This window comes from Roseobacter sp. YIN89 (assembly GCF_057219365.1).
Genome location: NZ_JBXVVD010000003.1, coordinates 625,088 through 651,809, shown reverse-complemented (window position 1 = coordinate 651,809; position 26,722 = coordinate 625,088). Strand labels below are relative to the sequence as shown.

The window sequence follows — 26,722 nt, the reverse complement described above, 5'->3', positions numbered from 1 at the left end:
AGGCGCCTAATCAACGGCTTCGGCATCTTCATCCACATGCGCGATCCGCGTCCCGGATTTCGCAGACGTCACCACGCCGAGTGATTTCAGCTTTCTGTGCAATGCGCTGCGCTCCATTCCGACAAAGTTCGCAGTCTTAGAGATATTGCCGCCAAAGCGATTGATCTGGGTAAGTAGGTATTCCCTTTCGAAGGCTTCGCGCGCCTCGCGCAATGCCAGCGTGGCCAATGCACCAGACAACACGACCTTGTTGTCGCTGTCGCCGCCTTCATCTGTTCCCGGCAACTCTTTGCTTTCGATTGGGCCACTTCCGTCGCCCATGATCAGCACGCGTTCGATCAGATTCTTCAACTGCCTGACGTTGCCCGGCCAAACCATTGTTTGCATCAGCGCAATCGCATCACTACTCAGTTCGCGCAGCGGCAGACCCTGTGTGGTATTCATTTCCGCGATAAAGTGATCTGCCAGATCCGGAATATCCTCTCGGCGTTCTTCTAACGAGGGTACCGCAATCGGCACTACGTTCAGACGGTGGTACAACTCCTGCCGGAAAGTGCCTGCATCGATGGCTTCCGCAAGATTGCGACTGGTCGAAGAGATCACACGCAGATCGACACGCACCTTGTCATTTCCGCCGACCCGCTGGAATTCCTGATCGACCAGCACCCGCAGTATTTTTGACTGTGTGCCCTCAGGCATGTCGGCAATCTCATCAAAATAGATGATCCCGCCATGCGCCTCTTCCAAAAGTCCGGGCTCAACGCCACGATCCGGCGTCTCACGACCAAACAAAACCTCTTCCATGCGGTCCGGAGCCACACCTGCGCAATTCACCGTAACAAACGGTGCATCCGAGCGGTTGGAGTTTGCGTGGATATACCGCGCGGCGACCTCCTTGCCGCACCCGGACGGTCCGGTCAGCATGACCCTGCCGTTAGACTTGGTGACCTTATCCAGTTGACCAACCATTGCCCGGAAAGCGGCAGATGTGCCTATCATATCGGATTGAACGATATCCTTGCGGCGCAAGTTCTGGTTTTCGCGCCGTAACCGTGACGTTTCCATTGCCCGTCTGATCACAACAAGAAGCTGATCGATGTTAAACGGCTTTTCAATAAAGTCATAAGCGCCCTGCTTGATCGCTGCTACGGCAATTTCAATATTGCCGTGGCCAGAGATAATGACCACCGGCACATCCGGGTTATCCCGTTTGACTGTCTTGAGAATATCGATGCCGTCCATCCGGCTGTCTTTGAGCCAGATATCCAGAACGATCAGTGCCGGAGCATCCGAGTTTATGGCGGCCATTGCCTCCTCGGAGTTTCCTGCCAGACGGGTCTTAAACCCCTCATCGATCAGAATGTCTGAAATCAGCTCGCGGATATCGCGTTCATCGTCCACAATTAGAATATCACTCATCGGGTATATCTTCCTTCTCATGGAAAGTGTCTTGTTCAGGTTCAGGCGACGACGTCGGCAGCACGATCACTGCCATCGCACCGTAGTGTTCAGCGCCATCGAATGCGGGGGCATCCTCCAGCGCCAGCGTGCCGCCGTGTTCTTCGATAATTTTCTTGACGATGGGTAGGCCGAGGCCGGTACCCTCGCTGCGTGTTGTCACGTAAGGCTCAAACAGCCTTGCACGGTCTTCGGGCAGACCGATACCGTTGTCGGCGATTGTTATCTTGGCCCGACTGTCCATTTGTTCCAGCGTCACCCTGATCGTTGGGATGTGTCCGTCCGGCGCACCTTTTTTCTGCAAACTTTCAATTGCTTCGCCGGCGTTCTTGATTAGGTTTGTTAAGGCTTGCGACAGCATCGTCGCATCAAGATCACTCAGAATTGGATCATCAGGCAGCGTGGTCTCGATAGAGACATCAGGTTGCCCTGTTTGTTGCAACAAAACGGCATCACGCACCAACTGTGTCAAATCAATATTCTTGCGCTCGGGCTCTGGCATACGCGCGAATTTGGAAAACTCGTCAACGATGCGACGCAGGTCGCCGGTCTGACGCACGATAACGTCTGTCATCTGCTCCAATATCTCTGAATCTTCCCCAAGCTTAGGCGAGAACTTGCGCTTAATCCTTTCCGCAGAAAGCTGGATCGGCGTAAGCGGGTTTTTGATTTCATGAGCAATGCGGCGCGCAACATCGCCCCAAGCAGCCATACGTTGCGCACTGACAAGGTCGGTTACATCGTCAAATGCGACCACGTAACCTTCCAGATTTCCGTTTTCCGAACGCCGCTTTGCCATACGCACCAGCAGGTTTTCCAAGCGGCCCTGCCGGCTGACTTTTACCTCGTCCTGCACCGTTTCGGTCGGGGCATCCCGGATCGCGTCGAACAGCGGGCCAAACTCTGGTACTGCCGCTGCCAGCGCAAGCGACTGTCTGTCCTCACGCCAGTCGAGCAGGCGTTCAGCCGATCGGTTCACGAACCGGACCCGACCTTCGGCATCCAGCCCGACAACGCCGGATGTCACCGAACTGAGCACAGAATCAAACAGCCTGCGGCGGCGTTCGATCTGCTCGGTGTTTTCAATAAGCGTCTCACGCTGCAGCTTCAGTTGCTTCGTCATCTGGTTGAAGTAGCGACTGAGCATCGCAATCTCATCATCGCTCTCTTCTTCGCGCACCTGAACGTCCAGATCACCTGCCCCGACCTGCTGGGCGGCACCGGTCAACCGCCCTACAGGACCGGAAAGCCGTTCTGCAAACCAAAGCCCAAGCCAGATCGCGGCTAGAATGAGAATGAGCGCAAACGCGAGGTACAAAAGCCCGAACTCGAAGAGCAGTCTGCCGCGTTCGCTTTCCAGTTGTTCATACAGGCGAACGGTTTCCTGTGTCTCGTCCAGCAGAGACAGCAACTCGCCATCCACGTCCCGACTGACGTAAAGATATCGGTCCACAAAGGTCGTTAACCGAACAAGCGCGCGAAATTCGTTATTGGGCCAATCCTCAATGATGACCATTTCGCCTTCTGCAGCTTGCGCAACAAGCCGGTCATCGGGTTTTTCAAAGTCAAAAAGGTAAGACCGGTTGCCACGCGCGCGTATCTCACCTGTTCCGTCGATAAGGTAAGCTTCGCGCAGACCGCGCTGGATTTGCCTCTGGCCCTCACCGAGTAGTTCACTGTCGGAAATAAGAATGCCTGCGCTGCGCGCATTGTTGATACTGGCGGCCAGTGCCGCCGCGTCCTCGGCGAGGTCCGACCGTTGTTCCTGCTCATAGGCTTGCGCCGCGGCCAGTGAATTGCCCACCACCTGCCGCACCCGATCCGAAAACCATCCCTCAAGGCCAACATTAACCGTCAAACCAGCAAAAATGGCGACCGTCACGGTCGGGATCAGCGCGAGCAGTGCAAAAACGCCAGTTAACCGGAGGTGCAGCCGAGATCCGGCAGATTTAGCACGCCGGGCCGAGATCAGACGCGCGACCTGCGAAAGCACCAAAGTTGCAACAACAAGAATGTATACCAAGTCTGCAAGCAGGATGAGCCGCAAGCCCAGAGTGGTGCTCGCTTGCCCCAGAGGACCAAGGATCAGATAGGTCGCAAGCGCAAGGACAGGCCCCAGCACCACAAGCCCTAATGTGGCTGCATTGCGCACGAAACGCATGCGTCTCATACGCGTTACGCGTAGCCAAAGTGACTTTTCGACACGGGAAACCAAATTGGCCCCTCACCCATGATGTGGTGCACGTGGCACCTACCGCTCTATTTTGTGGTCCTGAACGGTGTGTTCCCCGTTGGCCACGGTTTGTGTGGCGGTTTTACATCAATTTACGGCGCCGTGTCACCTCTATATCGAGGTCAGTTATCTTCTTTCTGAGAGTATTTCGGTTGATGCCGAGTAAATCGGCGCATTTTGCCTGATTTCCACCTGTCGCTTCGAGTGCAATCTCAATCAGCGGCGCTTCGACTTCGCGCAGAATTCGCGCATAAAGACCGGCTGGCGGCAGCATGTTGCCGTGCAGATCAAAGTAACGACGCAAATGCCGCTCAACCGAGGCCCCCAGTTTTTCTGTATTACCGGCGGCGCGCATCGGTTCGAGGTCCGGCTGCGCACCCAAAACCTGTTCGACCTCTGAACTGGATATCTCGGCCGCGCGGCTGGTCAGGCCAAGCCGACGAATGGCGTTTTCCAACTGCCGGACGTTACCTGGCCAACTGTAGTTGCGAAAGATTTCCGTTGCATCCGGCGACAGGCTGCGCGGCGCGGCGCCCGCGGCTTCGGCGCGTGCCAGAAAGTGATCCGCCAAAAGCGGTATGTCGTCTACCCTCTCTCGAAGTGCAGGAACGGTCAGTGTGGCCCCGCTCAGGCGGTAATAGAGATCTTTGCGCATCGCGCCTTCTTCCATCGCCTGATTGAGATCGGTTTGGCTCGTGGCCAGAAATCGTGGCGTGTATTCACCGGGGGTATCCATCATGCGCACAAGGCGTGCTTGAAGCTCTTCCGGCAGATCAGCGATTTCCTCGACGAGAAGTGTGCCGCCTTTCACTCTTGCGAGCAGCCTTGCAGGGCCTTCAAGCTCTTGCAGATCGGCAGAGGTGGCTGTGACGAAGGGAAGGCTACGGCGGTCCGAAAAATCATGTATCGCGCGCGCGATCAGCGACTTTCCGGTGCCGGATTCACCCCAGATGAGCACCGGCAAATCAGTGTTCATGACCCGCGCCACAACGCGGTACAAGCTTTGCATCACAGCGGTACGACCGACCAGCGGCAGATCATCGGGGCGCTCGTCGCTCACAGCGGGCGCGCGCCGGCTGTGTTGACGGAGTTCCAGCGCACGTGCAGTGCGTTTCATCAGGTCCGGCAAATCAAACGGCTTGGGCAGGTAATCGTAGGCTTCAGCTTCGGCGGCCTGAATGGCTGTCATAATCGTGTTCTGAGCAGAGATAACAATGACCGGAAGACCGGGTCGGTCCTGCGCGATCTTAGGCAACATCTCGAGCCCGTTCCCGTCGGGCATTACCACGTCGGATATGACCACATCACCCTTTCCCTCGCCGACCCAGCGCAGGAGTGTCGTCAGACTGGAAGTTGCGTGCACTTTGCAGCCCGCCCGTGTAAGCGCCTGTGTCAACACCGTACGGATCGTGCGGTCGTCATCTGCGACCAAGACCGTGCCGTCCATCGTCAGTCCTCCTTCTGATTGCGTTCAAGGGCATCCTTTGGCGCGCGCGCCAGTGAGATGCGGAATGTGGTTTTTCCCGGCACCGAGGTGACCGAGATCCATCCGGAATGATCCGAGATAATTTTGCTGACCAGAGCCAGCCCGAGCCCAGTGCCGTTTTCGCGACCGGACACAAAGGGATCGAAAATGTCTCCCTTGATGTTTTCCGGCAGCCCCGGGCCGTCATCGATAATTTCTATCTGAAGCGGCAAAGACTGTCCTGTGCCGTCAGCACGTCGAAGGCGGAACGAATGTTCGAAATAGCTGTGAAGCCGAATGGTGCCGGGCGTGTCGCCTGCCGCTTGTGATGCGTTTTTCAACAGGTTGAGCACCACCTGCAACAACTGATCGGGATCGCCATAAGCCAGAGGCAAAGAAGGGTCATAGTCTTCGACAATTTTCATGTGCGCCCCGAAACCCAAAAGCGCCGAACGCCGCGCACGGTCCAAGACATCGTGGATGTTTACCGGTTGAAAATCCGGCGCAGACAGGTTGCCGAACTGTTCCACCTGCCCCAGAAGCTTAACGATACGACGGCTTTCTTCGACGATCAGATCCGTCAACTCAAGGTCATCCTTTCCGAGGTTCATCGAAAGCAATTGCGCAGCACCAGTAATGCCAGCCAGTGGATTCTTGATCTCGTGAGCAAGCATCTCTGCCATGCCGATTGCCGATTTTGCCGCCGATTTTACAGAGTGGTTCTGGGTCATCCGACCAGCCAGTTCGCGCGGCGAAATCATGAAGATCATGTACCCCGGGTTGTCCATCAGCGGTGCAACCTGCAGATCAGATTGCATCGGCGCCCGTGCCCCGCCGCCGACATCCACATCATTTACGAAAAGCGGCGTGCCAGACGATCGCGCCCTTTCAAATGCTGTTTCCAGCGGATCATTGATCATCACCTGATCCCAAACAGGGGTATTCCGAAGCGTCTTGGCAGAGACGTTGAAAAAGCCTTCGGCAGCGGAGTTGATGTCGATAATTATGTCGTCGGGCCCGACGATAAGCGCTGGAATTGGCAGGCTTGCCCATATGGAGCGGTCATTGGTCATGCGGCGCAGGCCTCTTGCGGGATACAGGCGGTGGCCAGCAATGCCTCTGTCGCATTAACTGATGGCGCGGTGAGTACTTCTTTTCGCAGCGGCGCGGGCGTCCGGCAGGTATCCATATACCATCCCAAATGCTTACGCGCGACGCGCAGCCCCAGCTCCTCTCCATAGAACCGGATCATGGCTGCGTAATGCAAGCGTACCATGTCGGCAAAAGCTTGCCCGTCAGGGATTTCCGGGACTTTTGTATTATAAAGCGCATGCGAAACCTCGGCTAGCAGCCAGGGTCGACCGCGCGCGCCACGGCCGATCATAACGCCATCCGCACCGGACTGGGCCAGCGCCTGCCTAGCCGCGTTTGGCGAAACTATATCACCGTTCGCAATAACTGGGATCGACACGGCATCTTTCACCTGGGCGATGGCGGCCCAATCGGCACGACCTTTGTAAAACTGGCACCGGGTACGACCGTGTATCGTGATCATTTTGATACCGGCAGCCTCTGCCCGACGTGCGATGTCTGGCGCGTTCAGCATATCATCGCTCCAGCCGAGGCGCGTTTTGAGCGTAACAGGAATTTTCACTGCGCGTACCACCGCTTCGATTAGCGTCAGCGCGTGATCCGGTGTGCGCATCAGGGCCGAGCCACTGTACCCTTGCGTGACCTTTTTGGCGGGACACCCCATGTTGATGTCGATGATCGTGGCGCCCTGCCCCTCAACCATGCGCGCCGCTTCAGCCATTGGTGCCGCTTCACGACCGGCAAGTTGAATTGCTGTGCCTACCTTGCCCAACCCCAATTCTGCCTTTTCGCGGCTGCCGGGGCGCGCATTGAGCATGTCATGACTGGCCACCATTTCGGACACAACCAGCCCCGCACCAAAGGATGCGACCAATTCGCGATAAGGCAAATCGGTGATTCCGGCCATCGGGGCCAGCAAAACAGGCGCGTTCAAGCCTGAAGGAAAGAAACCGGAGGTCAAATGCCTAATCCTTGTGCAGCACCTACTTGGTAGCAAGTAGCGAGATTTTCCTCAATAAAACGCGCTATATCACAAGCAGCTTGCCACACGTTCGCCTATTTTTTAAGCACATCTTCGGGTGATTGATTGCCGTGCGTCAAACGCCTAGACATTAACCAATCATCGAAGGGAGATGTGATGAAAGTCGGTGCCGTCATCGTGGCAGCAGGGCGCGGGCAACGCGCTGGCGGCGGGGTGCCAAAACAGTGGCGCGCTTTGGGTCAAACGACTGTGGCCATCCACGCTGTTAAGGCTTTCTCAGAGCACCCTGATGTCACAAAGATCGTGCTGGTGGCGCACCCAGATGATATCGCGGCATGTCGCATGCCAGACGATCTGGATATTGAGGTTGTTCACGGCGGAGAGACGCGCAGCGCGTCGGTTCTGGCGGGGTTGCAGGCCTTGGCCGGACAGACCGAAAAGGTGCTCATTCACGATGCCGCACGACCTTGCGTTTCAGAAAGGATTATCAGCGATGTGATTTCCGGCCTTTCTCGCGCGCCAGCTGCGGCACCTGCGATACCGGTGGTCGATGCCCTTTGGCATGGCGCGGAAGGTAGAGTCGTCGGCACGGCGGATCGCAGCGGCCTTTTCCGGGCGCAAACCCCGCAAGGCTTTGACCTTGACCAAATCATCGCGGCGCATCACGCATTTCCGGATGGAGCGGCTGATGACGTAGAGATCGCGCGATCTGCGGGGCTTGAAGTTGTGATGACCCGAGGCGAAGAAGAAAATCTGAAAATAACGGTGCCGGAGGATTTTGCCCGCGCCGAAACAATCCTGAGGGTTCGGAATGGACATTAGACTGGGCAATGGATTTGACGTGCACGCATTCGGACCGGGTGACCACGTCACCTTATGCGGCGTCGATATTCCGCATACCCACGGGCTCGTCGGCCATTCGGACGCGGATGTGGCCATGCATACGGTTACAGATGCCCTTTATGGCGCGCTTGCCTTGGGTGACATCGGGCGTCATTTTCCGCCGAGTGACCCGCAATGGAAAGGCGCGCCAAGCGACATTTTTCTTAAGCACGCCGTCGGGCAGGTAGACGCGCAAGGATTTCGGATCACCAATATTGACTGCACCATCATCTGCGAGCTTCCAAAGATCGGCCCGCATGCCGACGCGATGCGGGAACAGATGGCGCAAATCATAGGGGTCGACGTTTCGCGCATCTCGGTCAAGGCAACGACCTCTGAAAAACTGGGATTCACGGGGCGTGCAGAAGGGATCGCCTGCATTGCAACAGCTGCGCTGGTGTCCGCATGAACCGCTTGGCACAGCTGATTGGAACTGTACTGGGGGTCGGATATATACGCCCTGCCCCTGGCACATGGGGGTCGCTTGTTGCTTTGCCGTGGGCTTGGTTGCTGCATGTGATCGGTGGGTTGCCGCTGCTCGCGTTGGGCGTTGTCGTGGCATTTGCCAAGGGCTGGTGGGCGACTGCGGTCATGACCCGCGACGCATCGGACCATGACCCTTCGGAGATTGTGATCGATGAGTTGGTAGGCCAGTGGATCGCGATCTTGCCGCTTTCCTACGCCGCGTGGTCGATGGGCTTGAATGTACTCGTCATGTGGCCTGGCTGGGTCGCTGCATTTTTACTCTTCCGCCTGTTCGACATCTGGAAACCGGGGCCCATAGGCTGGGCGGACAGACGCGGGGATGCCCTCGGCGTCATGCTGGATGATGTCATTGCCGGTGTTTTCGCGGCACTTGGTGTGCTGGCTTTGGCCGCGATTTACCACGGGCTGTTCTGAAATGACCGTTGCGCGCGAAGTATTGGAGGCCGGCAAGCGAAAATCAGTGATGATCGCAACGGCTGAAAGCTGCACGGGTGGGTTGGTGGCCGCCGCGTTGACAGACATCGCGGGTTCTTCAGCCGTGGTGGAACGCGGATTTGTCACCTACTCCAACGCTGCCAAGATGCAGATGCTGGGTGTTAAGGCCGCAACACTCGAAGCGCATGGCGCCGTGTCCGAAGAAGTCGCGGTCGAAATGGCGCTTGGTGCGATAGAGTTTTCCGGTGCATCTCTGGCGGTGTCGATAACCGGTATTGCAGGACCAGGTGGATCAGAGCACAAGCCTGAAGGCCGTGTTTGCTTTGCCACGGCATTCAACGGTGACGTGCGCGTCGAAACGGTGGAGTTTGGAGCAAGAGGGCGGCGAGAGGTGCGGCAAGCGGCTTGTGACCATGCTTTGCGTCTGCTGCGCGACCGACTGGCCTAGCCGGTACTGTAAAGTTCTGCGGCACGCTCTTCGAACGCGCGGACGATCCGGTGCATCGCCTCGTTAAACACGACTCCAATCAACCTTTGTAAGATCATGTTGCGAAACGCGAAATCCACAAAAAACGAAACTTCACATCCACCATCCACATCTTTGAATTTCCATGTGGATTTCATGTAGCGGAATGGACCATCGATATATTCCGTATCGATTGACCGCGCGCCTTGGTTCAGCACGACCCGGCTGGTAAAGCGTTCACGGAATACTTTGAAACTGATGACGAGGTCAGCGGTCATAATTTCGGTATCCCCCTGAGGGGTTACCGATTTGACACGCGCGGCAGAACACCACGGCAAAAACTCAGGATAGCGCCCCACGTCTGCGACGAGGTCGTACATCTGTTGCGCGCTGTAGGGCAGTATTCGGGTTTCGGAATGGGTCGGCATTGATTTGTTGTCAGGCTCACGTTAGCCATCATGTTCTATGTCCGCTCGGTAAATTCAAGGTGCAACTCATGTCAGCGCGTCCTTATGTCATAGACCAGATGATTTCGGCGAAATCGATTGCTGCACGCATAGAGGGCCTCTGTGCTGAAATTCGGCAGGAATTCGATGGAACGGACAAGCTGGTTGTCGTTGGTCTGCTGCGTGGCAGCTTTGTCTTTATCGCCGATTTAGTGCGCGAACTGGACTTGCCCATCGAAGTCGATTTTCTCGAAGCATCGAGCTATGGGGACGGTATGGAGAGCAGCCGTGAAGTACGCATCCTCAAAGACTTGCGCGGCGCCATAGAAGGCCGCGATGTCTTGGTTGTCGAGGATATTGTGGACACCGGTCACACGCTTAATCACGTGACGCACCTACTGCAAAGCAGACACCCCAAGCGTTTGAAATCAATCGCACTTTTGGACAAGCCATCCCGGCGCGAGGTAGACTTTCGTGCTGATTGGATCGGGTTTGAAATACCGGATGAATTCGTGGTCGGCTACGGGATCGACTATGCTCAGCGCAACCGCAATCTTCCTTTCATCGGCAAAGTTCGCTTTCCGGAAAGCGCTTAGTCATGCGCCTGTCATGGTTGTACCGCATGTCGCTTTGGGCACGCCGCCCACCTTCGGCGCGACGCGTGATACTCGTGTTTTCGGTGATCGCTTTGGCGTTGATTATCGCTGGCCTGGAAGCAGCTGACCTTTGGCCAGATGCACTAACGGCGCAACGGATGAAGCCTTAGTCTCCGTTCGCGGACAAATGACTTTGTAAATATTATCTTGGTAACTCGCGCTGATCCGTCAACGACACGGTGTCGTTCGCGTCTTGCTGATCGCGCGCTAGGATCGCTTCGATCGCGTCTTCGATATGATACGCTGCTACCTCGTATCGCTCTGGATCTATGGCGCTTTGTATATCGCGCAAGGCAAACACGGCCCAATGATTTTCAGACATCTCTTGGCAATCGCCCCCTTAGCCAAGCGTTGCGACCAATTTTTTCTGATGCAGTTATTATTATACCTAAGGTTGCGCCGCCAGTGACTCTTTGACCCATGGCTGTATTGTGCAAAGAGTTACCCCGACCCCAATTTCCGTTCTCGCGCGGCGCGCAGCCGTTCAAAATCGTCGCCCGCATGATACGAGGATCGGGTCAACGGGGTCGCGGAAACCATCAGAAACCCTTTGCCGTACGCCGCTTTTTCATAAGCCGCAAACTCATCGGGATGCACAAATCGGTCAACTTTATGGTGTTTGGGCGTCGGTTGCAGGTACTGTCCGATTGTCAAAAAGTCGATATCGGCGGCGCGCATGTCTTCCATCACTTGGATAACTGCCTGCCTGTCTTCTCCCAAGCCGACCATGATGCCGGATTTGGTGAAGATTGAAGGATCAATCTCTTTAACCCGTTGCAATAGTCGCAGCGAATGGAAGTAGCGCGCGCCGGGGCGTACCTCGGGATAAAGACCAGGCACGGTTTCCAGATTGTGATTGAATACGTCCGGTTTGGCGGCAACAACTTTTTCAAGCGCACCTGGGCTGCTCTTGATGAAATCCGGCGTCAGTATTTCAATCGTCGTTGATGGGCTGCGATGGCGCACAGCGCGGATTGTCTGGGCAAAGTGCTCAGCACCGCCGTCTTCGACATCATCGCGATCAACCGAGGTAATCACAACGTGGTTCAACCCGAGTTTTTCGACGGCATGTGCCACCCTGCCCGGCTCAAACGCGTCCAGATCCTCCGGGGGTTTACCGGTAGCAATGTTGCAGAACGTACACGCACGGGTGCAAACCTCACCCATGATCATCATGGTGGCGTGACCCTGACTCCAGCACTCGCCGACGTTCGGGCAGCCTGCTTCTTCGCAAACAGTGACGAGGTTGTTGTCGCGCATGATGCGTGCTGTTTCGGTATACCCCTTGCCGCCGGGTGCTTTGACGCGAATCCAATCTGGTTTCTTCGGCTGTGGATTGTCCGGCTTGCGTGCTTTCTCGGGGTGACGCTGCTCGGGAATTTTCAGATCGCGCGTGGCCATGTGGCACTCCTTGGAGACTTGGTTCACATGTAGCGTCTTTGTCCGGTCGGTTTCAACCGGCGCTGCTGTCGCAGGCCGCATGCCTGCCTTGCACCACGTGCAATGTCGCGCAAAAAAGGGGGCACAGACAAAAGCTGCGCCCCCATGCAAGCGGTCGGATGAAACTGCTAGCCGATCAGAGGCCCCCCCGGACCGACAGTTTCATCGTAATGCCGCTTGAGCCGCATAAGTGCGATCCGCAACACAATTTTGCCTGATCTGGCCGACCACCCCATTTTCTTTTCGGCCGTTTCAAGCCCTTCAAGATAGCAGCAGCACCTCAGCGCGACATCGGACAAACCGGGCCCGAGTTCTTGCAAGGCGTCAGCCACACGGGTGCGTGCGGCAGACGGGCCGTCCCCGACGCCGCTGTCCGGAACAAAGGTTTCGCGCCCGGCAGTGGTGAGAAAACGGTCCCAGTTCTGCGAGACCCGTGGTCCCATCTGGGCAAGTTCAAAGTCTTCACGCAGTTGTTCGCCCGCACTCACCAGATCTTCCGACAAGAACCGCTCGCCGTTTTTGTCGCGGCGACGTGCCAACGCGGTCAGTGGGCTTTCAGCAAGGTTATAGCGCATACGCCGCGACCGCCCTGCATCCAAAGACGTTGAATCGCGCGTGTCCCACAACCGGTCTTGGTCCGTGAATGCGCTTTGGTTCTCCGCAAAGCCCGGACACGCTTCTTCCTGCACCTTGCCAAGAAAATCCTCGATCGCCGTGCGTCCTGCAGGCGTAATGGTATATCGTGTGATCTTTCCTGACTGCTGCGCGCTGATCCAATCCTTCAGCGCCATCGCTTCGGCAACTTCGCGCGCAACCACCCCTGTGCGCTGCGCAGCACCCCCCGCATCGTCGCGCACGATGACCGCCTTTTCCATTTCCAACGCGACTGCCAGCACAGCGCCCTTTTCGCACAATCGACGCAAGACTCGCGCCGCCTCCGCCATAAACCGGGCGTCGTCCAACATGTCTTCGGCGGGAATTGGGGTGGTTATTTTCTCTTGGAAGCTCATCGTTTTTCTGCCTTTCCAGTCATCGAAAGCTGTGTGCGTGCCACCGCGAAATGCATCACACCCAAGTGGCGCAATGCGGCATCCACCAAGGGATCGTCGCGTCGTGTTTCAATCCGCCGGATCTGACGCAAAATTGTCGATGCATGGTTTCCGGTGACACGGGCAAGTGCCCTGATTGGAAACCCTGCTTCTGTGTGCGCAAGGTACATTTGTGCGGCGCGAGGCACCCAATGGGGAAAGGCGCGAATGCTTTTGGCACATGCGGTCTCCGCATTTTGCGATTGTTTGGTCATGGTGGTGCACCATATCAAGGTTGAGTAAAATTCTACCTATCAACCTAAAAGAGAATACTGTTACCTGTTCGTTAATTGAGAAGATGGCTAAAGCTATTGTATCCTTTGCATAGACAGTCTTAAGGTTGCGCGCGGTTGGAACGCAGATTGCGCAACAGTTACGCCACAATCTCACACATCAAGCTTTTGGAAACATGGGTAAATAATTGGTGACTCGTGCTGGGCGCAGCTCAGCCGGTTTTCGCAACAGTGTGTCTACCCGTGCCATAACGCGATGCCAAATGGCCGATGGTCTCGGTCAGGCAGAGCGAAAGGACTACCCAATATGCAAGACGTTATCTCGATGCTGCACTCCCTGCGCCGCCCCACGTTGCTCATGCGTGCGGCACGCATCGGTTCAGAAGACTATCGGCGCGACATGCACCTGCCGCGCCTTTTGGGATATGGTGTGATGCCGCGCCATGCAGCAGCCCTGTTGCGGCTGATTGATCTCGAAAGCGATGTTAACGCGCTGCGTATCGCCGGTGATTCCAGCTACAGCTTGGTGCGCCATGTAGATTTGTTGATTGCGATGCTCGGCGAGGCCCGCATTCTGCGCGCCTCGCAAACCAGCCAATCTACATAAAGCTGTCCGACGTCTCTGCCTTTTTACGCGCGATGTAGTCGTTCAGCCCATCGGCGATCCCTTGATCGAGCGCCGGTTGCTGGTAATCGGCCAGTAGCTTTTCAACCCTGATACCGGCCAGTGCCTGAGTATCGCGCGCGCCCTCGTCATCCCAAGTTTCAAAGGGCTTGTAGTCCAGAAGGTCAGATTTCCAGAACGCTGATTTAAAATTGCGCTGTGTGTGGTCGCAGCCAAGGTAATGTCCGCCGGGGCCGACTTCGCGGATGGCGTCCAGAGCCTGAGCGTCCTCGTCCAAGGCGACACCTTTTGCGAAATGGTGTAGCGTCCCGAGTTGATCAGCGTCCATCACGAACTTTTCAAACGAGGATACGAGGCCGCCTTCGAGCCACCCGCAGGCATGCAGCATAAAGTTCACGCCCGACAAAAGACCCATATTCAGGCTGTTTGCACTCTCATAGGCTGCCTGTGCATCGGGTAGCTTGGAGCCGCAGAATGAACCGGCGGACCGATATGGCAATCCCAGTCGGCGTGCAAGTTGGCCTGCGCCATATGTAATGTGCGATGCTTCTGGGGTACCAAACGTCGGGGCACCTGAGTTCATGTCGATCGAGGTGACAAACGCGCCCATGATCACCGGAGCACCCGGTCGGATCAGTTGGCTATAGGCAATACCGGCCAAACCTTCGGCAAGGACCTGCGTCAGCGTACCAGCAACAGAAACCGGCGCCATGGCACCGCCGACGATAAACGGCGATATGATGCAAGCCTGATTGTTTTGCGCATAGACTTCCAACGCGCCCATCATCACGTCGTCAAAGGTCATTGGCGAATTTACGTTGATCAGCGAAGTCATCACGGTGTTCTGCTGGACAAAGTCTTTGCCGAACAGAATTTCACACATCTCGACACTGTCTTGAGCCCGCGACGGTTCGGTGACCGACCCCATGAACGGCTTGTCGCTCAGGGTCATGTGCGCATGCAGCATGTCGAGGTGGCGTTTGTTGACGGGAATGTCCGTCGGCTCGCAAACTGTTCCGCCAGAGTGGTGCAGCCACTTGGACATGTACCCAAGTTTCACGAACTTGCGGAAATCTTCGATCGTCGCATATCGCCTTCCGCCGGTAGAATCGCGCACAAACGGCGGACCATAAACCGGTGCCAAAACGAGGTTGCGCCCGCCGATGTCAACGTTGCGCGCCGGATTTCTTGCGTGTTGGGTGAATTGTGAGGGTGCCGTGGCGCAGAGTTTACGCGCCAGCCCGCGCGGAATGCGCACACGTTCGCCTTCTACGTCGGCGCCCGCATCACGCCAGCGTTGAAGCGCGACCGGGTTTTCCACGAAGTTGACGCCGATTTCTTCCAAAACGGTTTCGGCGTTGTACTCAATGGTTTCGAGAGCTTCTTCCGTCAGCACTTCGAAGTTCGGAATATTGCGTTCGATGAACCGTGCCGTCTCAAACGAAACGGCACCGCGCTCAGCGCGCCGCGCGGCGCCCCCGCCGCCTCTTGAACGCCTGCGTTCTGCAACTGCCATGGATTCGATTCCCTAATGCGATTGTTGGCACGTATCTACCGCAACCTCAGCGGCGGCCGCACCTCACTTGCGTCCTTGCAGAGCAAAAAGCGACATGACCGCAGCGTCAGGCCGGTCGCCGGCAGGTACGGGCATTCTCAGGCTTGCCAGCGGCTGACCTTGCGCATAATCAGCATCCATGAGCACAGATACCCACGACCGCCTCCTCATCATCGACTTTGGCAGCCAAGTGACGCAGTTGATCGCCCGTCGCTTGCGAGAGTTGAACGTTTACTGCGAAATCCATCCGTTCAATTTGGTGACAGATGCCTTTCTGTCCGAATTTGCCCCAAGAGCAGTCATTTTCTCGGGTGGTCCCAGTTCGGTTTTTGCGGATGGGGCGCCAATGCCACCGAAATCGGTGTTTGACCTTGGCGTGCCGATCCTCGGAATCTGCTACGGCCAGCAGGTGATGATGCATTGCCTTGGCGGTCACGTGGAGCGTGGTCAGGGAACCGCCGAGTTCGGGCGGGCATTCGTAACACCGACCGCTGACAAGTTGTCCTTGCTGGACGGATGGTTTGCCGCGGATCGTGAACAGGTCTGGATGAGCCATGGCGATCACGTGAGCAAGATCGCACCGGGATTTGATGTTTACGGTACATCTCCTAATGCTCCATTCGCGATTACGGCAGACCCGGATCGGCACTTTTACGCCGTACAATTCCACCCGGAGGTTCATCACACGCCAAACGGTGCCAAACTTTACGAGAACTTTGTGCGGTTGGCCGGTTTCAAAGGCGACTGGACCATGGGCGCGTACCGTGAAGAGGCCATTGCGCGCATTCGTGAACAGGTCGGCGATGGAAAGGTGATTTGTGCCCTTTCCGGCGGCGTTGACAGCTCTGTTGCTGCGGTTCTGATCCACGAAGCCATCGGCGATCAACTGACCTGCGTATACGTGGACCATGGGCTGATGCGCAAAGGCGAAAGCGAACAGGTCGTAGGCATGTTTCGCGAGCACTACAACCTGCCGCTTATCCACGCCGACGAGTCGGAATTGTTCCTCGGTAAGCTTGAAGGGGTTAGTGACCCCGAAACAAAGCGCAAGATTATCGGCGGCCTCTTTATCGATGTGTTCGAAAAATACGCAAAAGAAACGGGCGGGGCGGATTTTCTGGCGCAAGGCACGCTCTACCCCGATGTTATCGAGTCTGTCAGCTTTTCAGGGGGGCCGTCGGTGACGATCAAATCCCACCACAACGTGGGTGGTCTGCCAGAACGGATGAACATGAAGCTGGTGGAACCATTGCGGGAACTTTTCAAGGACGAGGTGCGCGCGCTGGGACGAGAACTGGGCCTGCCGCCCAGCTTTATCGGACGGCACCCCTTCCCCGGGCCAGGTCTGGCGATCCGCTGTCCTGGCGAGATCACGCGCGAAAAACTCGATATTCTGCGCGAGGCAGACGCGGTCTATATCGATCAGATTCGAAAGCATGGGCTTTACGATGACATCTGGCAGGCTTTTGTGGCGATCCTGCCGGTTCGGACGGTCGGCGTAATGGGTGATGGCCGCACATATGATTTTGCTTGCGCCTTGCGCGCAGTCACTTCCGTAGATGGGATGACGGCCGATTATTATCCGTTCAGCCACGAGTTTCTCGGTGAAACAGCGACACGCATCATCAACGAAGTACCCGGTATCAACCGTGTAACCTACGACATCACCTCAAAACCTCCCGGTACTATCGAGTGGGAATAACGCCGGCTTCAAGGCTCACCCCATGAACACCACGCTCAAAGCGGCGGTGTGGATGACCGGTGCGATCGCGTCATTTTCGTCAATGGCAGTTGCCGGACGCGAAGTTTCGACCGAACTCGACACGTTTGAAATCATGATGTACCGCAGCCTCTTCGGGGTGATCATCGTGGTTGCTGTGGCAGTGCTGTTCGGCACACTCAAGCAAATCAATACGCGCAACATGGGCCTGCAAACAGTGCGCAACCTTGCCCATTTCACCGGGCAGAACCTTTGGTTTTATGCGGTAACTGTCATTCCGCTGGCGCAGGTCTTTGCATTGGAGTTTACCACGCCCCTGTGGGTGATTGTCTTGTCGCCTCTCGTGCTAGGTGAACGGTTGACTGCAATCAAAGGCCTCGCTGCGTTGATCGGTTTTGGAGGCATTCTGGTGGTGGCACGTCCGGATATGGCCGGGATTAACGCCGGGTTGGTTACGGCGGCATCCTGCGCGATTTTTTTCGCGCTTACGCTGATGATCACCAAGAAACTCACACGCACGCAAACCATTACCTGCATCCTGTTTTACCTGACCACAATGCAATTGGTCTTTGGCCTGATTGCAGCCGGATACGATGGCGACATAGCAGTGCCGTCTCTTGCTGCACTTCCGTTTGTCGTTCTTATCGGGGCGGCCGGTTTGCTTGCGCACTTTTGCATCACAAACGCATTGGCACTCGCCCCCGCAACCATCGTGGTACCCTTTGATTTTGTAAGATTGCCAACAATTGCCGTGATCGGGATGCTGCTTTACGGTGAGGCGGTGGATATTTGGGTTTTCGTCGGCGGCGCGATCATTTTCGGTGGAATTTACCTGAATATCTGGTCGGAAACGCGCTCTCGCACACGATGAACTGGTTATGACGTGGGGTCACAACTGTTTTTTCCCCTGCGTCACGCGTTGACGCATTTTGTATCCGTGATTAATTGCGGACGCCTGTGATTTTACATTTCCGTTACCTTTGCGCAGGTCAAATCTTCTGGGGAGGAGATAACATGAAACACTATATGAGCAGCGCAGCTGCTGTTTGCCTCACGGCGGGCGCAGTATCTGCAGGTGGCATCGACCGCTCCGGACAATCGATTGAAGCGCTTTTCGAACCAGGCCGCTATCTTGAGTTTTCGATCGCTGGCGTGTCGCCAGACATAACGGGTGTAGCACGCGCGCCTTTCGCCAATGGCACAGGCTCTGGCGATATCGCGCCAAGCTACCTGCGGTTTGGTGCGGCGTACAAAGCCGACATCAACGAGACATGGTCATATGCACTGATCCTTGACGAACCTTTCGGTGCTGACGTCGATTACCCTGCGGGCACCGGCTATTTCGCCAGCACCTCGAAAGCCGACTTTGAAGCACGTGCGCTGACCGGCCTGCTGCAATACAACATGGAAAGCGGGTTCTCGGTCTACGGCGGTTTGCGACTTCAGTCTGTCGAAGCGCAAGCGGATGTAAACTTTATCCGGCCTGTCGGCCCACCCCTTTTCTATACTGCTGATGCCGATGTGCATTACGGGCTGGGCTATGTTGCTGGTGTTGCCTACGAACGTCCAGACATCGCGCTGCGCGTATCGCTTACCTACAATTCGGAAATCTCGCACTCGGTCGATACAGTCGAAACCACGTTGGGCGTCGGGACACTCACTACATCGACAGAGTTTGAAACGCCGCAGTCGGTAAACCTTGAATTCCAAACTGGTGTTGCGCCGAAAACATTGCTTTTCGGCGGTATCCGCTGGGTGGACTGGTCAGACTTCGCGCTTGATCCGGCACAGTATGTGGCCGTAACCGGTGGTCCTTTGCTGAGCTATCAGGAAGATGTCGTCACCTACACGCTGGGTGTCGGTCGCCGGATCAATGATCGCTGGGCGGTCGCTGCCTCCATTGGGTATGAAGAAAACACCGGAAACCCCTTCACCAACCTTGGGCCCGCAGATGGTCAGGAAAGCATTTCGCTGGCCGCGATTTACACGCAAGGCAAATACGAGATCACTGCTGGTGTTCGCTATATCCGTATCGGCGATACCAATACGGTCGCCGGTGGTTTCCCGGCCGCGGACTTTAATGACAATGACGCGGTCGCATTTGGCCTGAAAGTGGCTTACCGCTTCTGATCGCGACGATTTTATGCAGCACTGAATGCGCCCGTAGCTGTTTGCTGCGGGCGTTTTCTTTTCCGCAAGATTCGGGTGGTGCACGGGCAAGCAGCTTTCTAGAACGCAGGCATGGTTGAACAAAAAACGATATCGACCCGAGCGTGGGTTTCGCTCTTGGCACTCGGCTCAATCTGGGGATTGAGTTTTGTGTCGATCCGTATCGCACTTGATGAGATCGGGCCACTGACGTCAGTGGCACACCGAACCTTCTGGGCAATGCTTGTGCTTTGGTGCGTGGTCTTGGCGATGCGTTTACCTGTACCAAGATCCCCTCATGTTTGGGGCGCGTTTCTGGTGATGGGTTTATTGAACAACGTCTTACCCTTTTCGCTCATGGCTTGGGGACAGCTCCACATTGAAAGCGGCCTGACATCTATCCTGAATGCCGCGACTGCGATCTTTGGCGTCATCGTCGCGGCCATATTCTTTGCAGACGAACGTTTAAGCGCGCGTAAGGCGTTTGGGGTCGGTCTTGGCTTTTTTGGTGTCGCGACGGCGATCGGTCTGGAAAATCTGCGCGACTTTGACATCCGTTCCCTTGCACAACTCGCGGTGCTTGCCGGTACAGTGTCTTATGCTCTTGCCGGTGCCTGGGCGCGTAAACATCTGTCAGGTCTTGCTCCGCAGGTGGCCGCCGCCGGAATGCTAACTGGCTCAAGCTTGCTGACCATCCCGATTGCAGTCTGGGTGGAAGGGCCGCTGACCCTGTCACTTGAGCCACGAACGCTGGCAGCGATCGGCTATTACGCCGTGATCGCCACAGCCGGCGCTTATCTTTTGTACTATCAGGTGCTTGGCATGGCGGGCAGCGGTAACTTGATGCTGGTGACGTTACTGGTAGCGCCGGTTGCCATCATTGCAGGCGCATTGATGCTTGGAGAGACGCTCGCACCCAACGCATACGCTGGGTTCGCTTTGCTGGCGCTCGGTCTGGTTATTCTCGACGGACGCGCGCTGCGCCGCTTTCCCGCTGCGCGGCCACACGATTGACGCTAGGGTCCCACAAGGCTAGGAAACCTCAGGTGAATTCTGACCCTGAAGGGCCGCTTGATGCTTTATTCTTCTGCCGCCGAGTGGCGTGACGCGCCACGTAAATCCGTGCTGGTCTATGGCATGTCAGGTCTGGGAAAGACACATATGTCCAACCTGCTTCGGGCGAGCGGCACCTGGTTTCATTACTCGATCGATTACCGTATCGGCACCCGGTACATGGGAGAGTACATTGCCGATAACGCCAAAGCCGAAGCAATGAAAGTCCCTTTCCTGCGTGATCTTTTGATGAGCGACAGCATTTACATCGGGTCCAACATCACTTTTGAAAACCTTTCGCCCGTGGCGACCTATCTCGGAAAGCCCGGCGCGCCGGACAAAGGTGGTCTGGCAATGCACGAATACCAGCGTCGCCAAGAGCAGTTTCGTCAGGCCGAAATCGCGGCTCTTTACGACACCAGCCACTTTGCCCGCCGCGCCGAAGCGCTCTACGGCTACCCGAATTTCATCTGCGATACGGGTGGGTCAATCTGCGAGTGGGTTGATCCCGAAGATGAAAACGATCCGCTCATGTTGGATCTCTCAAAACACTGTCTGATGATATGGATCAAGGGTGACGATGCCCACACTCAGGAACTGATAAGGCGCTTTGACCGCGCGCCCAAACCGATGGCGTATCAACCTGCATTCCTGACGGCTGCATGGCGCGAATATCTGGACAGCAAGGGATGCGACGAGAATGCGGTCGACCCGGATGACTTTATCCGGTTCACCTATGCGCGGGCTCTTGCACACCGCCAGCCGCGCTATGCAGCGATGGCGCGTTGGGGCATTACGGTGACGGCAGATCAGGTTTCGGCGTTGCAGACCCCGCAGGACTTTGACGATCTTGTCGCGTCCTGCCTTTAACCGCGTCACTGCCTCGTGATCCCTGCCCCCTTGTGACCTGATCCGCAACGTCCTATTTCTCCAGCCCACCCCAAGCTTCGGAAGCTGACATGCCAATCAAGATACCAGCCGATCTCCCCGCTTACGACGTGCTAACGCGTGAGGGTGTGTCTGTGATGGACCCGGATCAGGCTGCCCGACAAGATATCCGGCCCTTGCGCATCGCACTGCTCAATCTGATGCCCAAAAAGATCCAGACTGAAAACCAGTTTGCTCGATTGATCGGGGCGACGCCATTGCAGATCGAATTTGAGTTGATACGCATGTCCGAACACCAGACGCGCAACACGGCAGCAGAACATATGGCCGAGTTCTATCGCCCGTTTCAGGATGTGAAATCGGAGAAATTCGACGGTTTGATCATTACTGGCGCGCCTATCGAACATCTGGATTTTCAGGATGTGACCTATTGGGACGAACTGCGTGAAGTCATGGACTGGACACAGACCAATGTGCATTCCACCTTCGGCGTGTGCTGGGGCGGAATGGCGATGATCAATCATTTTCACGGTGTGAAAAAGCACATGCTCGACGCCAAGGCATTCGGATGCTTTCGGCATCGCAACCTTGCGCCCGCATCACCCTATTTGCGCGGGTTTTCCGACGATTGCGTAATTCCGGTTTCGCGCTGGACCGAGATGCGTCAGGAAGAGATCGACGCGGCGAGCGGTTTGAAGACCTTGCTTGGCAGCGATGAAGTGGGCCCGTGCCTGGTCGAAGACAAAGGCCATCGCGCCCTCTACATCTTCAATCACTTCGAGTACGACAGCGATACGCTCAAGCAGGAGTACGACCGAGATATTGACGCAGGCACACCGATCAACGTGCCGCTGAATTACTATCCGGATGACGATCCTTCACAGCAACCACTGAATCGCTGGAGAAGTCACGCACATCTTCTATATGGCAACTGGTTGACCGAAGTTTACCAGGACACGCCATATGATCTTGACGCCATTGGCCTTTAAAACGCTTGTTTCGGTTGGACTGATCGCGGCTGTTTGCGTGGCCATGGTCCAATGGCGCGCAGGCTCGCGCGAGGCAGAAGCACGCGATACCAACCCACCCAGCGGACAATTTGTTAAGGTGGAAGGTACGAAAATTCACCTTAAGGTGAGCGGACAAGGCACTGATATTATTTTAATTCATGGTGCGAGTGGCAGTTTGCGTGATTTCACGTTTGATCTGGCAGAGCGGCTGTCGACCACCCACCGGGTTATTGCGATCGACCGTCCGGGGCTAGGTTGGTCTGAGCGCCCTCCCGGATATGGTGGCGCCTGGTCAAAAGCCTATGAACCGCCACGGCTGCAAGCGCGTCTTTTGCAGGGCGCAGCAGATGCGGTCGGGGTAACCAATCCGATTGTCGTTGGTCATTCCTTCGGCGGGGCGATCGCGCTGGCGTGGGCCATCGAAAGACCGAAAGACACAGCGGGGCTTGTATTGCTCGCAGGTGTTGCAAACCCTTGGCCCGGCAAGCTGGGTTGGCTTTACCGGATGAATTCAACACGGTTCGGCAGTCTAGTCGCCATCCCGCTGATTACTGCGGTAACACCTCGGACTGTGTTTCAGGATATGCTGGGCGAAATATTCGCCCCGCAACGCCCGCCGGAAGGGTATCTGGCACACTTTGGCCCGGAAATGAGCCTACGGCGCAGTGCCCTGCGCGCCAATGCGCAACAGGTCAATAACCTCAAGCCGCATATTCGCGAAATGGTGACACACTACGGTTCGCTTACAATGCCAGTGGAAATTCTGCACGGTGAAGCCGATAAAACCGTGCCGATGGACATTCACGCCGAACCTTTATCCGCGCAGCTGCCGGATGCGGTGCTCACACGGATGCCCGGCGTTGGTCACATGCCACATCATGCTGATGTTGAAGCAACACTGGACGCCATCACACGGGTCGAACGCCGCGCGGGTTTGCGTTAATCGTATTAACATCCCATATATATGAAAATAAATACAAACGGAGGCCGTATGGACCTGCCTTTTGACGGAGCCATCAGCGCGTTCTACGAAAATGACGCCCCCAAAGACGTACGTCATTCGATAAAAGACGCCGACAAGAACGATATTCTGGCCGACAGCTATCCGTACCAAGAGCGCATGGATCGCGAACAGTATGAAAAAGAGCTGGAAGACTTGCAAATTGAGCTGGTCAAAATGCAGGCTTGGGTAAAAGAAAGTGGCACACGGATAGCCATTGTGTTCGAAGGCCGTGATGGTGCCGGCAAAGGCGGAACGATCAGCCGCTTTCGCGCCAACCTCAATCCACGTGGCGCGCGGATAGTAGCCTTGCAAAAACCGACCGAGACGGAAAGCAGCCAATGGTATTTCCAGAGGTATATCCAGCATCTGCCCGCAGGCGGAGAACTCGCTTTTTTTGATCGCAGTTGGTACAACCGCGGGGTCGTGGAGCATGTGTTCGATTTTTGCACGCCAGAACAACGCGCGCATTTTTTTGCGCAGGTGAACCCATTTGAAGAAATGCTTGTCGAGGACAATATCAAGTTGTTCAAGTTCTGGCTCAACGTGGGGCAATCAGAACAATTACGGCGAATGCTTGCACGTGAAAAAGACCCGCTGAAACAGTGGAAATTAAGCTGGATTGATGTCGAAGGTCTCAAACGCTGGGACAGGTATTCAAGCGCCATTTGGGAAACGCTGACAAAATCCAATCACGCTGCCGCACCTTGGACAATCGTGCGGTCCGACGACAAAAGGCGCGCCAGGCTTGATGTGATACGCACGGTGTTGTCAGCGCTCGACTATACCCGCAAAGACCGCGATGCCGTGGGCGAGGTGGACGCCAAGGTATGCGGTGGTTTGGACTTGTGGCATGCCTAAACGCGGGTATCACCATGGGAACTTGCGACAGGCATTGATTGATGCAGCGCTTGAACTGATCGAGGAAAAGGGGCCGACGGGCTTTACACTGTCCGAAGCTGCCAAACAGGCCGGTGTCACACCCGCAGCCGTATACCGGCACTTTCAAGGTCGTGAGGATCTGATCGCGGAAGCCGCGCGGCAAGGGTATGAAATTTTTGCCGATTTGATGGAATACGCCTACGAAGAAGGCCAACCTTCTGCCCTGTCAGCCTTTACTGCGACGGGGCGAGCCTATCTTGCCTTTGCACGCAAATACCCCGGTCACTATATCGCGATGTTTGAAAGTGGGATATCGGTGAACCGCTCGCCAGAACTGGCTGCAGTCTCGGCGCGAGCAAGCGCGGTGCTGGAAAAGGCGGCATCCGACCTCAGTCAGCATATCCCTGCAGACAAGCGACCGCCCGCGTCAATGTTTTCCGCGCATATCTGGGCGATGAGCCACGGCGTGGTTGAGCTGTTTGCCCGAAACTCGCCGGGGCGTGCATCGCCGTTCCCGGCTGACGATCTTCTCGAAACCGGAATTGGTATTTACTTGCGTGGCCTGGGTTTGATCGCTCCAGACAGTTGACGGGCCTTGTTGAGGCGGCCGCGCTTATTGCCCCGTTGTAGGATCAATAATCGTTTTCACTTCAGTAATCTTCGTGGCCGGAAAGCCACTGAGTTCCGCATGTTTATGGATCGCATCCTCGTTTTTCGCGAGATAAATGCAAAATGTCTTATCGCCTGCGACGTATGAATGCTGCCATTGCACGTCCCCGCTCAATTTAGCCAAGGCGTCATTTGACTTGGCGGTTGCGCCTCCCAATTCATCGTTACTCATGCCACCAACACCGGGAAGATCACGCTCGATTACGAATTTCTTCATAACAATTCCTTCCTGAAAATTTACGAGTGGTGGGCAAAGACTATCAGAAATAACCGCTTTGTGCCAATTCAGCGTATTGTGAACTGGTTACCGCGCCAGCGACAGGTTGCCTTCGACGTTCATCAATTCGACCGTTCCCAGGCCTTTGATTTTGTATTCTCCGATTTCATCAATCTGGAAACCATCGATCAGATCGAACTTCATCTCGATGGGTGCAACGATCTTCATCGGCTTTGCAAATACCTCAAGGCGTGCGGCCATGTTCACCGCGGGACCAAACACGTCATAGACGTATTTCTGTACGCCTACGACCGACCCCACCGCGGCACCCGTACCCAAACCGATCCGCGCTTCCCATTTGAACCGGTGGCTTTGGTTGCGCCGTTCCAGGTAACGCAGGAAACGAACAGCGCAGTTTGCCACGGCGCTGGCATGATCAGGTGCCGGTTCCGGCATGCCGGAAACAGCCATATAGGCGTCCCCGATCGTTTTGATCCGTTCGACGTCAAACTGTTCTGCGATCCTGTCAAAAGCGGTGAAAATATCATTCAACTCGCCAAGTGTAACCGTGGGATCGTTCTGCTCTGTAAAATCGGTGAAACCTACAAAATCCAGCATGAGCACCGACACGTTGCGATAAAGCTGGGGTGTCACCACCCCAAAGGTTTTGAATTCCTCGTACACCTTTCGCGGCATCAGGTTCAAAAGCAGTTTTTCAACGCGCTCCTTTTCGCGTTCCAACTGGCGCGTGTTCCGCTCAACCATGTTGGAATAGCTGTCAATCATCTGCTCCAGTTCACGCATGCGTGTGATGTTCTGGCATTCAGCCACGATCATCTTTTCCCCATCGATTTCAGACAGGTACAAGTTCAAACTAATTACGAGTGTGCGGCGTTTTGGCTTTATCTTCACCTCACCGACATAGCGCCCTGTCTCGCGAAAGGACTGCATCGCCGTTTCACGCAATTCAACAATTGTCGAATTGATGATTTCGCTGTCGTCAGGGTCGCCAAACCATTCCGCAAAGGCCGCGTTATGAAAAAAGAACCGCAAATCCTTATACCGGATAATGGCGATGCCAACGCCGATGGATTTCAGCAGTTGCTCGTTGATTGCTGTCAATCCGATATTGGTCATCAGACTGCCTGAGCGACAATAAGATGGCGCTTGTTTTCAAACTCCCGCGCGACGGCGCGAATGTCCTGATGCTCCATGCCGTTGTCGGCCATCGCCTCGCTTAGCAATGTGACGATCTCGTCAAACTCGGCTGGCGTGATATCAAGCCCCTTATGCACGCGTCTGAGCTGGTCGTCGTTCATCGCAGCAGGACCACCCATCAAAGAAGAGACAAACTTTGTCTGGTGATCCATCAATCGGGCCATGTCGACATCGTCGAAATGATGGCCCACCACATCACTGTCGAGAACCCTCTCGTAGAAATCCATCACGACCTTGCTGACCGTACTGAAACCGCCGTATTTATGAAACGTACTGGACATCGCCGTTGGCCTTTTCACTTCCTGCGAACGTTAAGAGCAAGTCAAAAATCACGCAAGGTGAACAGCCACCGATGTCAAATTCTTGCATATTCAG

At 55.7% G+C, this 26,722-nt stretch carries 29 protein-coding genes; 15 read left to right on the top strand and 14 right to left on the bottom strand.

All coding sequences use genetic code 11. From position 1 onward, the window contains the following. Positions 1–6: 6 nt before the first annotated feature. The 5 genes from ntrX to dusB form a co-directional block, all read right to left on the bottom strand. Positions 7–1,419, bottom strand: a complete 1,413-nt coding sequence (ntrX, locus tag AC2D8V_RS15540; protein ID WP_484734480.1) for a nitrogen assimilation response regulator NtrX — start codon at positions 1,417–1,419, stop codon at positions 7–9. Further along, a complete protein-coding gene (locus AC2D8V_RS15535) occupies positions 1,412–3,619 on the bottom strand; it encodes a sensor histidine kinase NtrY-like (RefSeq protein WP_484734479.1) in 2,208 nt (735 codons plus the stop codon). The genes ntrX and AC2D8V_RS15535 overlap by 8 nt, the downstream gene beginning before the upstream one ends. 154 nt (positions 3,620–3,773) lie before the next feature. Continuing rightward, entirely contained in the window at positions 3,774–5,138 is a 1,365-nt protein-coding gene (locus AC2D8V_RS15530) for a response regulator (protein WP_484734478.1), read from the bottom strand. A 2-nt stretch (positions 5,139–5,140) separates the two neighbouring features. Beyond that, entirely contained in the window at positions 5,141–6,229 is a 1,089-nt protein-coding gene (locus AC2D8V_RS15525; RefSeq protein WP_484734477.1) for a two-component system sensor histidine kinase NtrB, read from the bottom strand. Next, complete coding sequence (dusB, locus tag AC2D8V_RS15520) at positions 6,226–7,155, bottom strand: tRNA dihydrouridine synthase DusB (RefSeq protein WP_484734476.1); 930 nt, start codon at positions 7,153–7,155, stop codon at positions 6,226–6,228. The genes AC2D8V_RS15525 and dusB overlap by 4 nt, the downstream gene beginning before the upstream one ends. Positions 7,156–7,386: 231 nt before the next feature. Between dusB and ispD the strand changes: the two genes are divergently transcribed. Genes ispD through AC2D8V_RS15500 form a run of 4 tightly spaced genes read left to right on the top strand, consistent with a single transcriptional unit; the run spans position 7,387 to position 9,481 of the window. After that, positions 7,387–8,052, top strand: a complete 666-nt coding sequence (gene ispD / locus AC2D8V_RS15515) for a 2-C-methyl-D-erythritol 4-phosphate cytidylyltransferase (RefSeq protein ID WP_484734475.1) — start codon at positions 7,387–7,389, stop codon at positions 8,050–8,052. Continuing rightward, the gene (gene ispF, locus AC2D8V_RS15510; RefSeq protein WP_484734474.1) at positions 8,042–8,521 is read left to right on the top strand and encodes a 2-C-methyl-D-erythritol 2,4-cyclodiphosphate synthase; all 480 of its coding nucleotides are present in this window, start codon (positions 8,042–8,044) and stop codon (positions 8,519–8,521) included. The genes ispD and ispF overlap by 11 nt, the downstream gene beginning before the upstream one ends. Continuing rightward, positions 8,518–9,012 carry a phosphatidylglycerophosphatase A family protein gene (locus AC2D8V_RS15505; protein ID WP_484734473.1) on the top strand — a complete coding sequence of 165 codons (495 nt, stop codon included), beginning with the start codon at positions 8,518–8,520 and terminating at the stop codon, positions 9,010–9,012. The genes ispF and AC2D8V_RS15505 overlap by 4 nt, the downstream gene beginning before the upstream one ends. A 1-nt stretch (position 9,013) precedes the next feature. After that, the gene (locus tag AC2D8V_RS15500) at positions 9,014–9,481 is read left to right on the top strand and encodes a CinA family protein (protein ID WP_484734472.1); all 468 of its coding nucleotides are present in this window, start codon (positions 9,014–9,016) and stop codon (positions 9,479–9,481) included. Here AC2D8V_RS15500 and AC2D8V_RS15495 read toward each other — a convergent pair. Continuing rightward, on the bottom strand, positions 9,478–9,927 hold the full coding sequence (locus AC2D8V_RS15495) for a type II toxin-antitoxin system RatA family toxin (RefSeq protein WP_484734471.1): 450 nt from the start codon (positions 9,925–9,927) through the stop codon (positions 9,478–9,480). The two genes, AC2D8V_RS15500 and AC2D8V_RS15495, sit on opposite strands and share 4 nt — an antisense overlap. Before the next feature lie 68 nt (positions 9,928–9,995). On the opposite strand from AC2D8V_RS15495, the gene hpt reads away from it, so the two are divergent. After that, positions 9,996–10,541, top strand: a complete 546-nt coding sequence (gene hpt, locus AC2D8V_RS15490) for a hypoxanthine phosphoribosyltransferase (RefSeq protein ID WP_484734470.1) — start codon at positions 9,996–9,998, stop codon at positions 10,539–10,541. 202 nt (positions 10,542–10,743) lie between these two features. On the opposite strand, the gene AC2D8V_RS15485 is transcribed toward hpt, so the two are convergent. The 4 genes from AC2D8V_RS15485 to AC2D8V_RS15470 all read right to left on the bottom strand — a co-directional run bounded on the left by AC2D8V_RS15485 (position 10,744) and on the right by AC2D8V_RS15470 (position 13,344). Beyond that, positions 10,744–10,923, bottom strand: a complete 180-nt coding sequence (locus AC2D8V_RS15485) for a hypothetical protein (RefSeq protein ID WP_484734469.1) — start codon at positions 10,921–10,923, stop codon at positions 10,744–10,746. Positions 10,924–11,042: 119 nt separating this feature from the next. Then, complete coding sequence (gene lipA, locus AC2D8V_RS15480) at positions 11,043–12,002, bottom strand: lipoyl synthase (RefSeq protein ID WP_484734573.1); 960 nt, start codon at positions 12,000–12,002, stop codon at positions 11,043–11,045. Between the two features lie 167 nt (positions 12,003–12,169). Beyond that, the gene (locus AC2D8V_RS15475) at positions 12,170–13,051 is read right to left on the bottom strand and encodes a DUF6456 domain-containing protein (protein ID WP_484734468.1); all 882 of its coding nucleotides are present in this window, start codon (positions 13,049–13,051) and stop codon (positions 12,170–12,172) included. Next, positions 13,048–13,344 (bottom strand): hypothetical protein, encoded by a 297-nt coding sequence (locus AC2D8V_RS15470; protein WP_484734467.1) that lies wholly within the window; start codon positions 13,342–13,344, stop codon positions 13,048–13,050. Before AC2D8V_RS15470 ends, AC2D8V_RS15475 begins: the two co-directional genes overlap by 4 nt. 325 nt (positions 13,345–13,669) lie before the next feature. Here AC2D8V_RS15470 and AC2D8V_RS15465 point away from each other — a divergent pair, with 325 nt between their 5' ends. Then, complete coding sequence (locus tag AC2D8V_RS15465) at positions 13,670–13,969, top strand: DUF6477 family protein (RefSeq protein WP_484734466.1); 300 nt, start codon at positions 13,670–13,672, stop codon at positions 13,967–13,969. On the opposite strand, the gene AC2D8V_RS15460 is transcribed toward AC2D8V_RS15465, so the two are convergent. Continuing rightward, a complete protein-coding gene (locus AC2D8V_RS15460; RefSeq protein WP_484734465.1) occupies positions 13,962–15,503 on the bottom strand; it encodes a trimethylamine methyltransferase family protein in 1,542 nt (513 codons plus the stop codon). The genes AC2D8V_RS15465 and AC2D8V_RS15460 overlap by 8 nt on opposite strands. Before the next feature lie 178 nt (positions 15,504–15,681). Between AC2D8V_RS15460 and guaA the strand changes: the two genes are divergently transcribed. The 9 genes from guaA to AC2D8V_RS15415 all read left to right on the top strand — a co-directional run bounded on the left by guaA (position 15,682) and on the right by AC2D8V_RS15415 (position 24,832). Beyond that, positions 15,682–17,244 carry a glutamine-hydrolyzing GMP synthase gene (guaA, locus tag AC2D8V_RS15455; RefSeq protein ID WP_484734464.1) on the top strand — a complete coding sequence of 521 codons (1,563 nt, stop codon included), beginning with the start codon at positions 15,682–15,684 and terminating at the stop codon, positions 17,242–17,244. Between the two features lie 22 nt (positions 17,245–17,266). Continuing rightward, entirely contained in the window at positions 17,267–18,133 is an 867-nt protein-coding gene (locus AC2D8V_RS15450) for a DMT family transporter (protein WP_484734463.1), read from the top strand. A gap of 143 nt (positions 18,134–18,276) precedes the next feature. Then, positions 18,277–19,392, top strand: a complete 1,116-nt coding sequence (locus tag AC2D8V_RS15445) for an OmpP1/FadL family transporter (RefSeq protein ID WP_484734462.1) — start codon at positions 18,277–18,279, stop codon at positions 19,390–19,392. Between the two features lie 111 nt (positions 19,393–19,503). After that, positions 19,504–20,424 (top strand): DMT family transporter, encoded by a 921-nt coding sequence (locus AC2D8V_RS15440; RefSeq protein WP_484734461.1) that lies wholly within the window; start codon positions 19,504–19,506, stop codon positions 20,422–20,424. A gap of 60 nt (positions 20,425–20,484) precedes the next feature. Further along, positions 20,485–21,333, top strand: coding sequence for an ATPase (locus tag AC2D8V_RS15435; RefSeq protein ID WP_484734460.1), 849 nt, complete (start codon positions 20,485–20,487; stop codon positions 21,331–21,333). An 89-nt stretch (positions 21,334–21,422) separates the two neighbouring features. Then, complete coding sequence (gene metA / locus AC2D8V_RS15430) at positions 21,423–22,340, top strand: homoserine O-acetyltransferase MetA (RefSeq protein ID WP_484734459.1); 918 nt, start codon at positions 21,423–21,425, stop codon at positions 22,338–22,340. Next, a complete protein-coding gene (locus AC2D8V_RS15425) occupies positions 22,315–23,304 on the top strand; it encodes an alpha/beta fold hydrolase (RefSeq protein ID WP_484734458.1) in 990 nt (329 codons plus the stop codon). Before metA ends, AC2D8V_RS15425 begins: the two co-directional genes overlap by 26 nt. 48 nt (positions 23,305–23,352) lie before the next feature. Beyond that, positions 23,353–24,222 (top strand): polyphosphate kinase 2, encoded by an 870-nt coding sequence (gene ppk2, locus AC2D8V_RS15420; RefSeq protein WP_484734572.1) that lies wholly within the window; start codon positions 23,353–23,355, stop codon positions 24,220–24,222. After that, positions 24,215–24,832, top strand: coding sequence for a TetR/AcrR family transcriptional regulator (locus AC2D8V_RS15415; RefSeq protein ID WP_484734457.1), 618 nt, complete (start codon positions 24,215–24,217; stop codon positions 24,830–24,832). The genes ppk2 and AC2D8V_RS15415 overlap by 8 nt, the downstream gene beginning before the upstream one ends. Before the next feature lie 24 nt (positions 24,833–24,856). Here the strand turns inward: AC2D8V_RS15415 and AC2D8V_RS15410 are convergent, their stop codons facing one another. The 3 genes from AC2D8V_RS15410 to AC2D8V_RS15400 form a co-directional block, all read right to left on the bottom strand. Continuing rightward, positions 24,857–25,129: a DUF4242 domain-containing protein gene (locus tag AC2D8V_RS15410; protein WP_484734456.1), complete on the bottom strand. Its 273-nt coding sequence runs from the start codon at positions 25,127–25,129 to the stop codon at positions 24,857–24,859. A gap of 87 nt (positions 25,130–25,216) precedes the next feature. Continuing rightward, positions 25,217–26,266, bottom strand: coding sequence for an adenylate/guanylate cyclase domain-containing protein (locus AC2D8V_RS15405; RefSeq protein ID WP_484734455.1), 1,050 nt, complete (start codon positions 26,264–26,266; stop codon positions 25,217–25,219). Next, positions 26,266–26,628, bottom strand: a complete 363-nt coding sequence (locus tag AC2D8V_RS15400; protein WP_484734454.1) for a group I truncated hemoglobin — start codon at positions 26,626–26,628, stop codon at positions 26,266–26,268. Before AC2D8V_RS15400 ends, AC2D8V_RS15405 begins: the two co-directional genes overlap by 1 nt. Between the last annotated feature and the right edge of the window lie 94 nt (positions 26,629–26,722).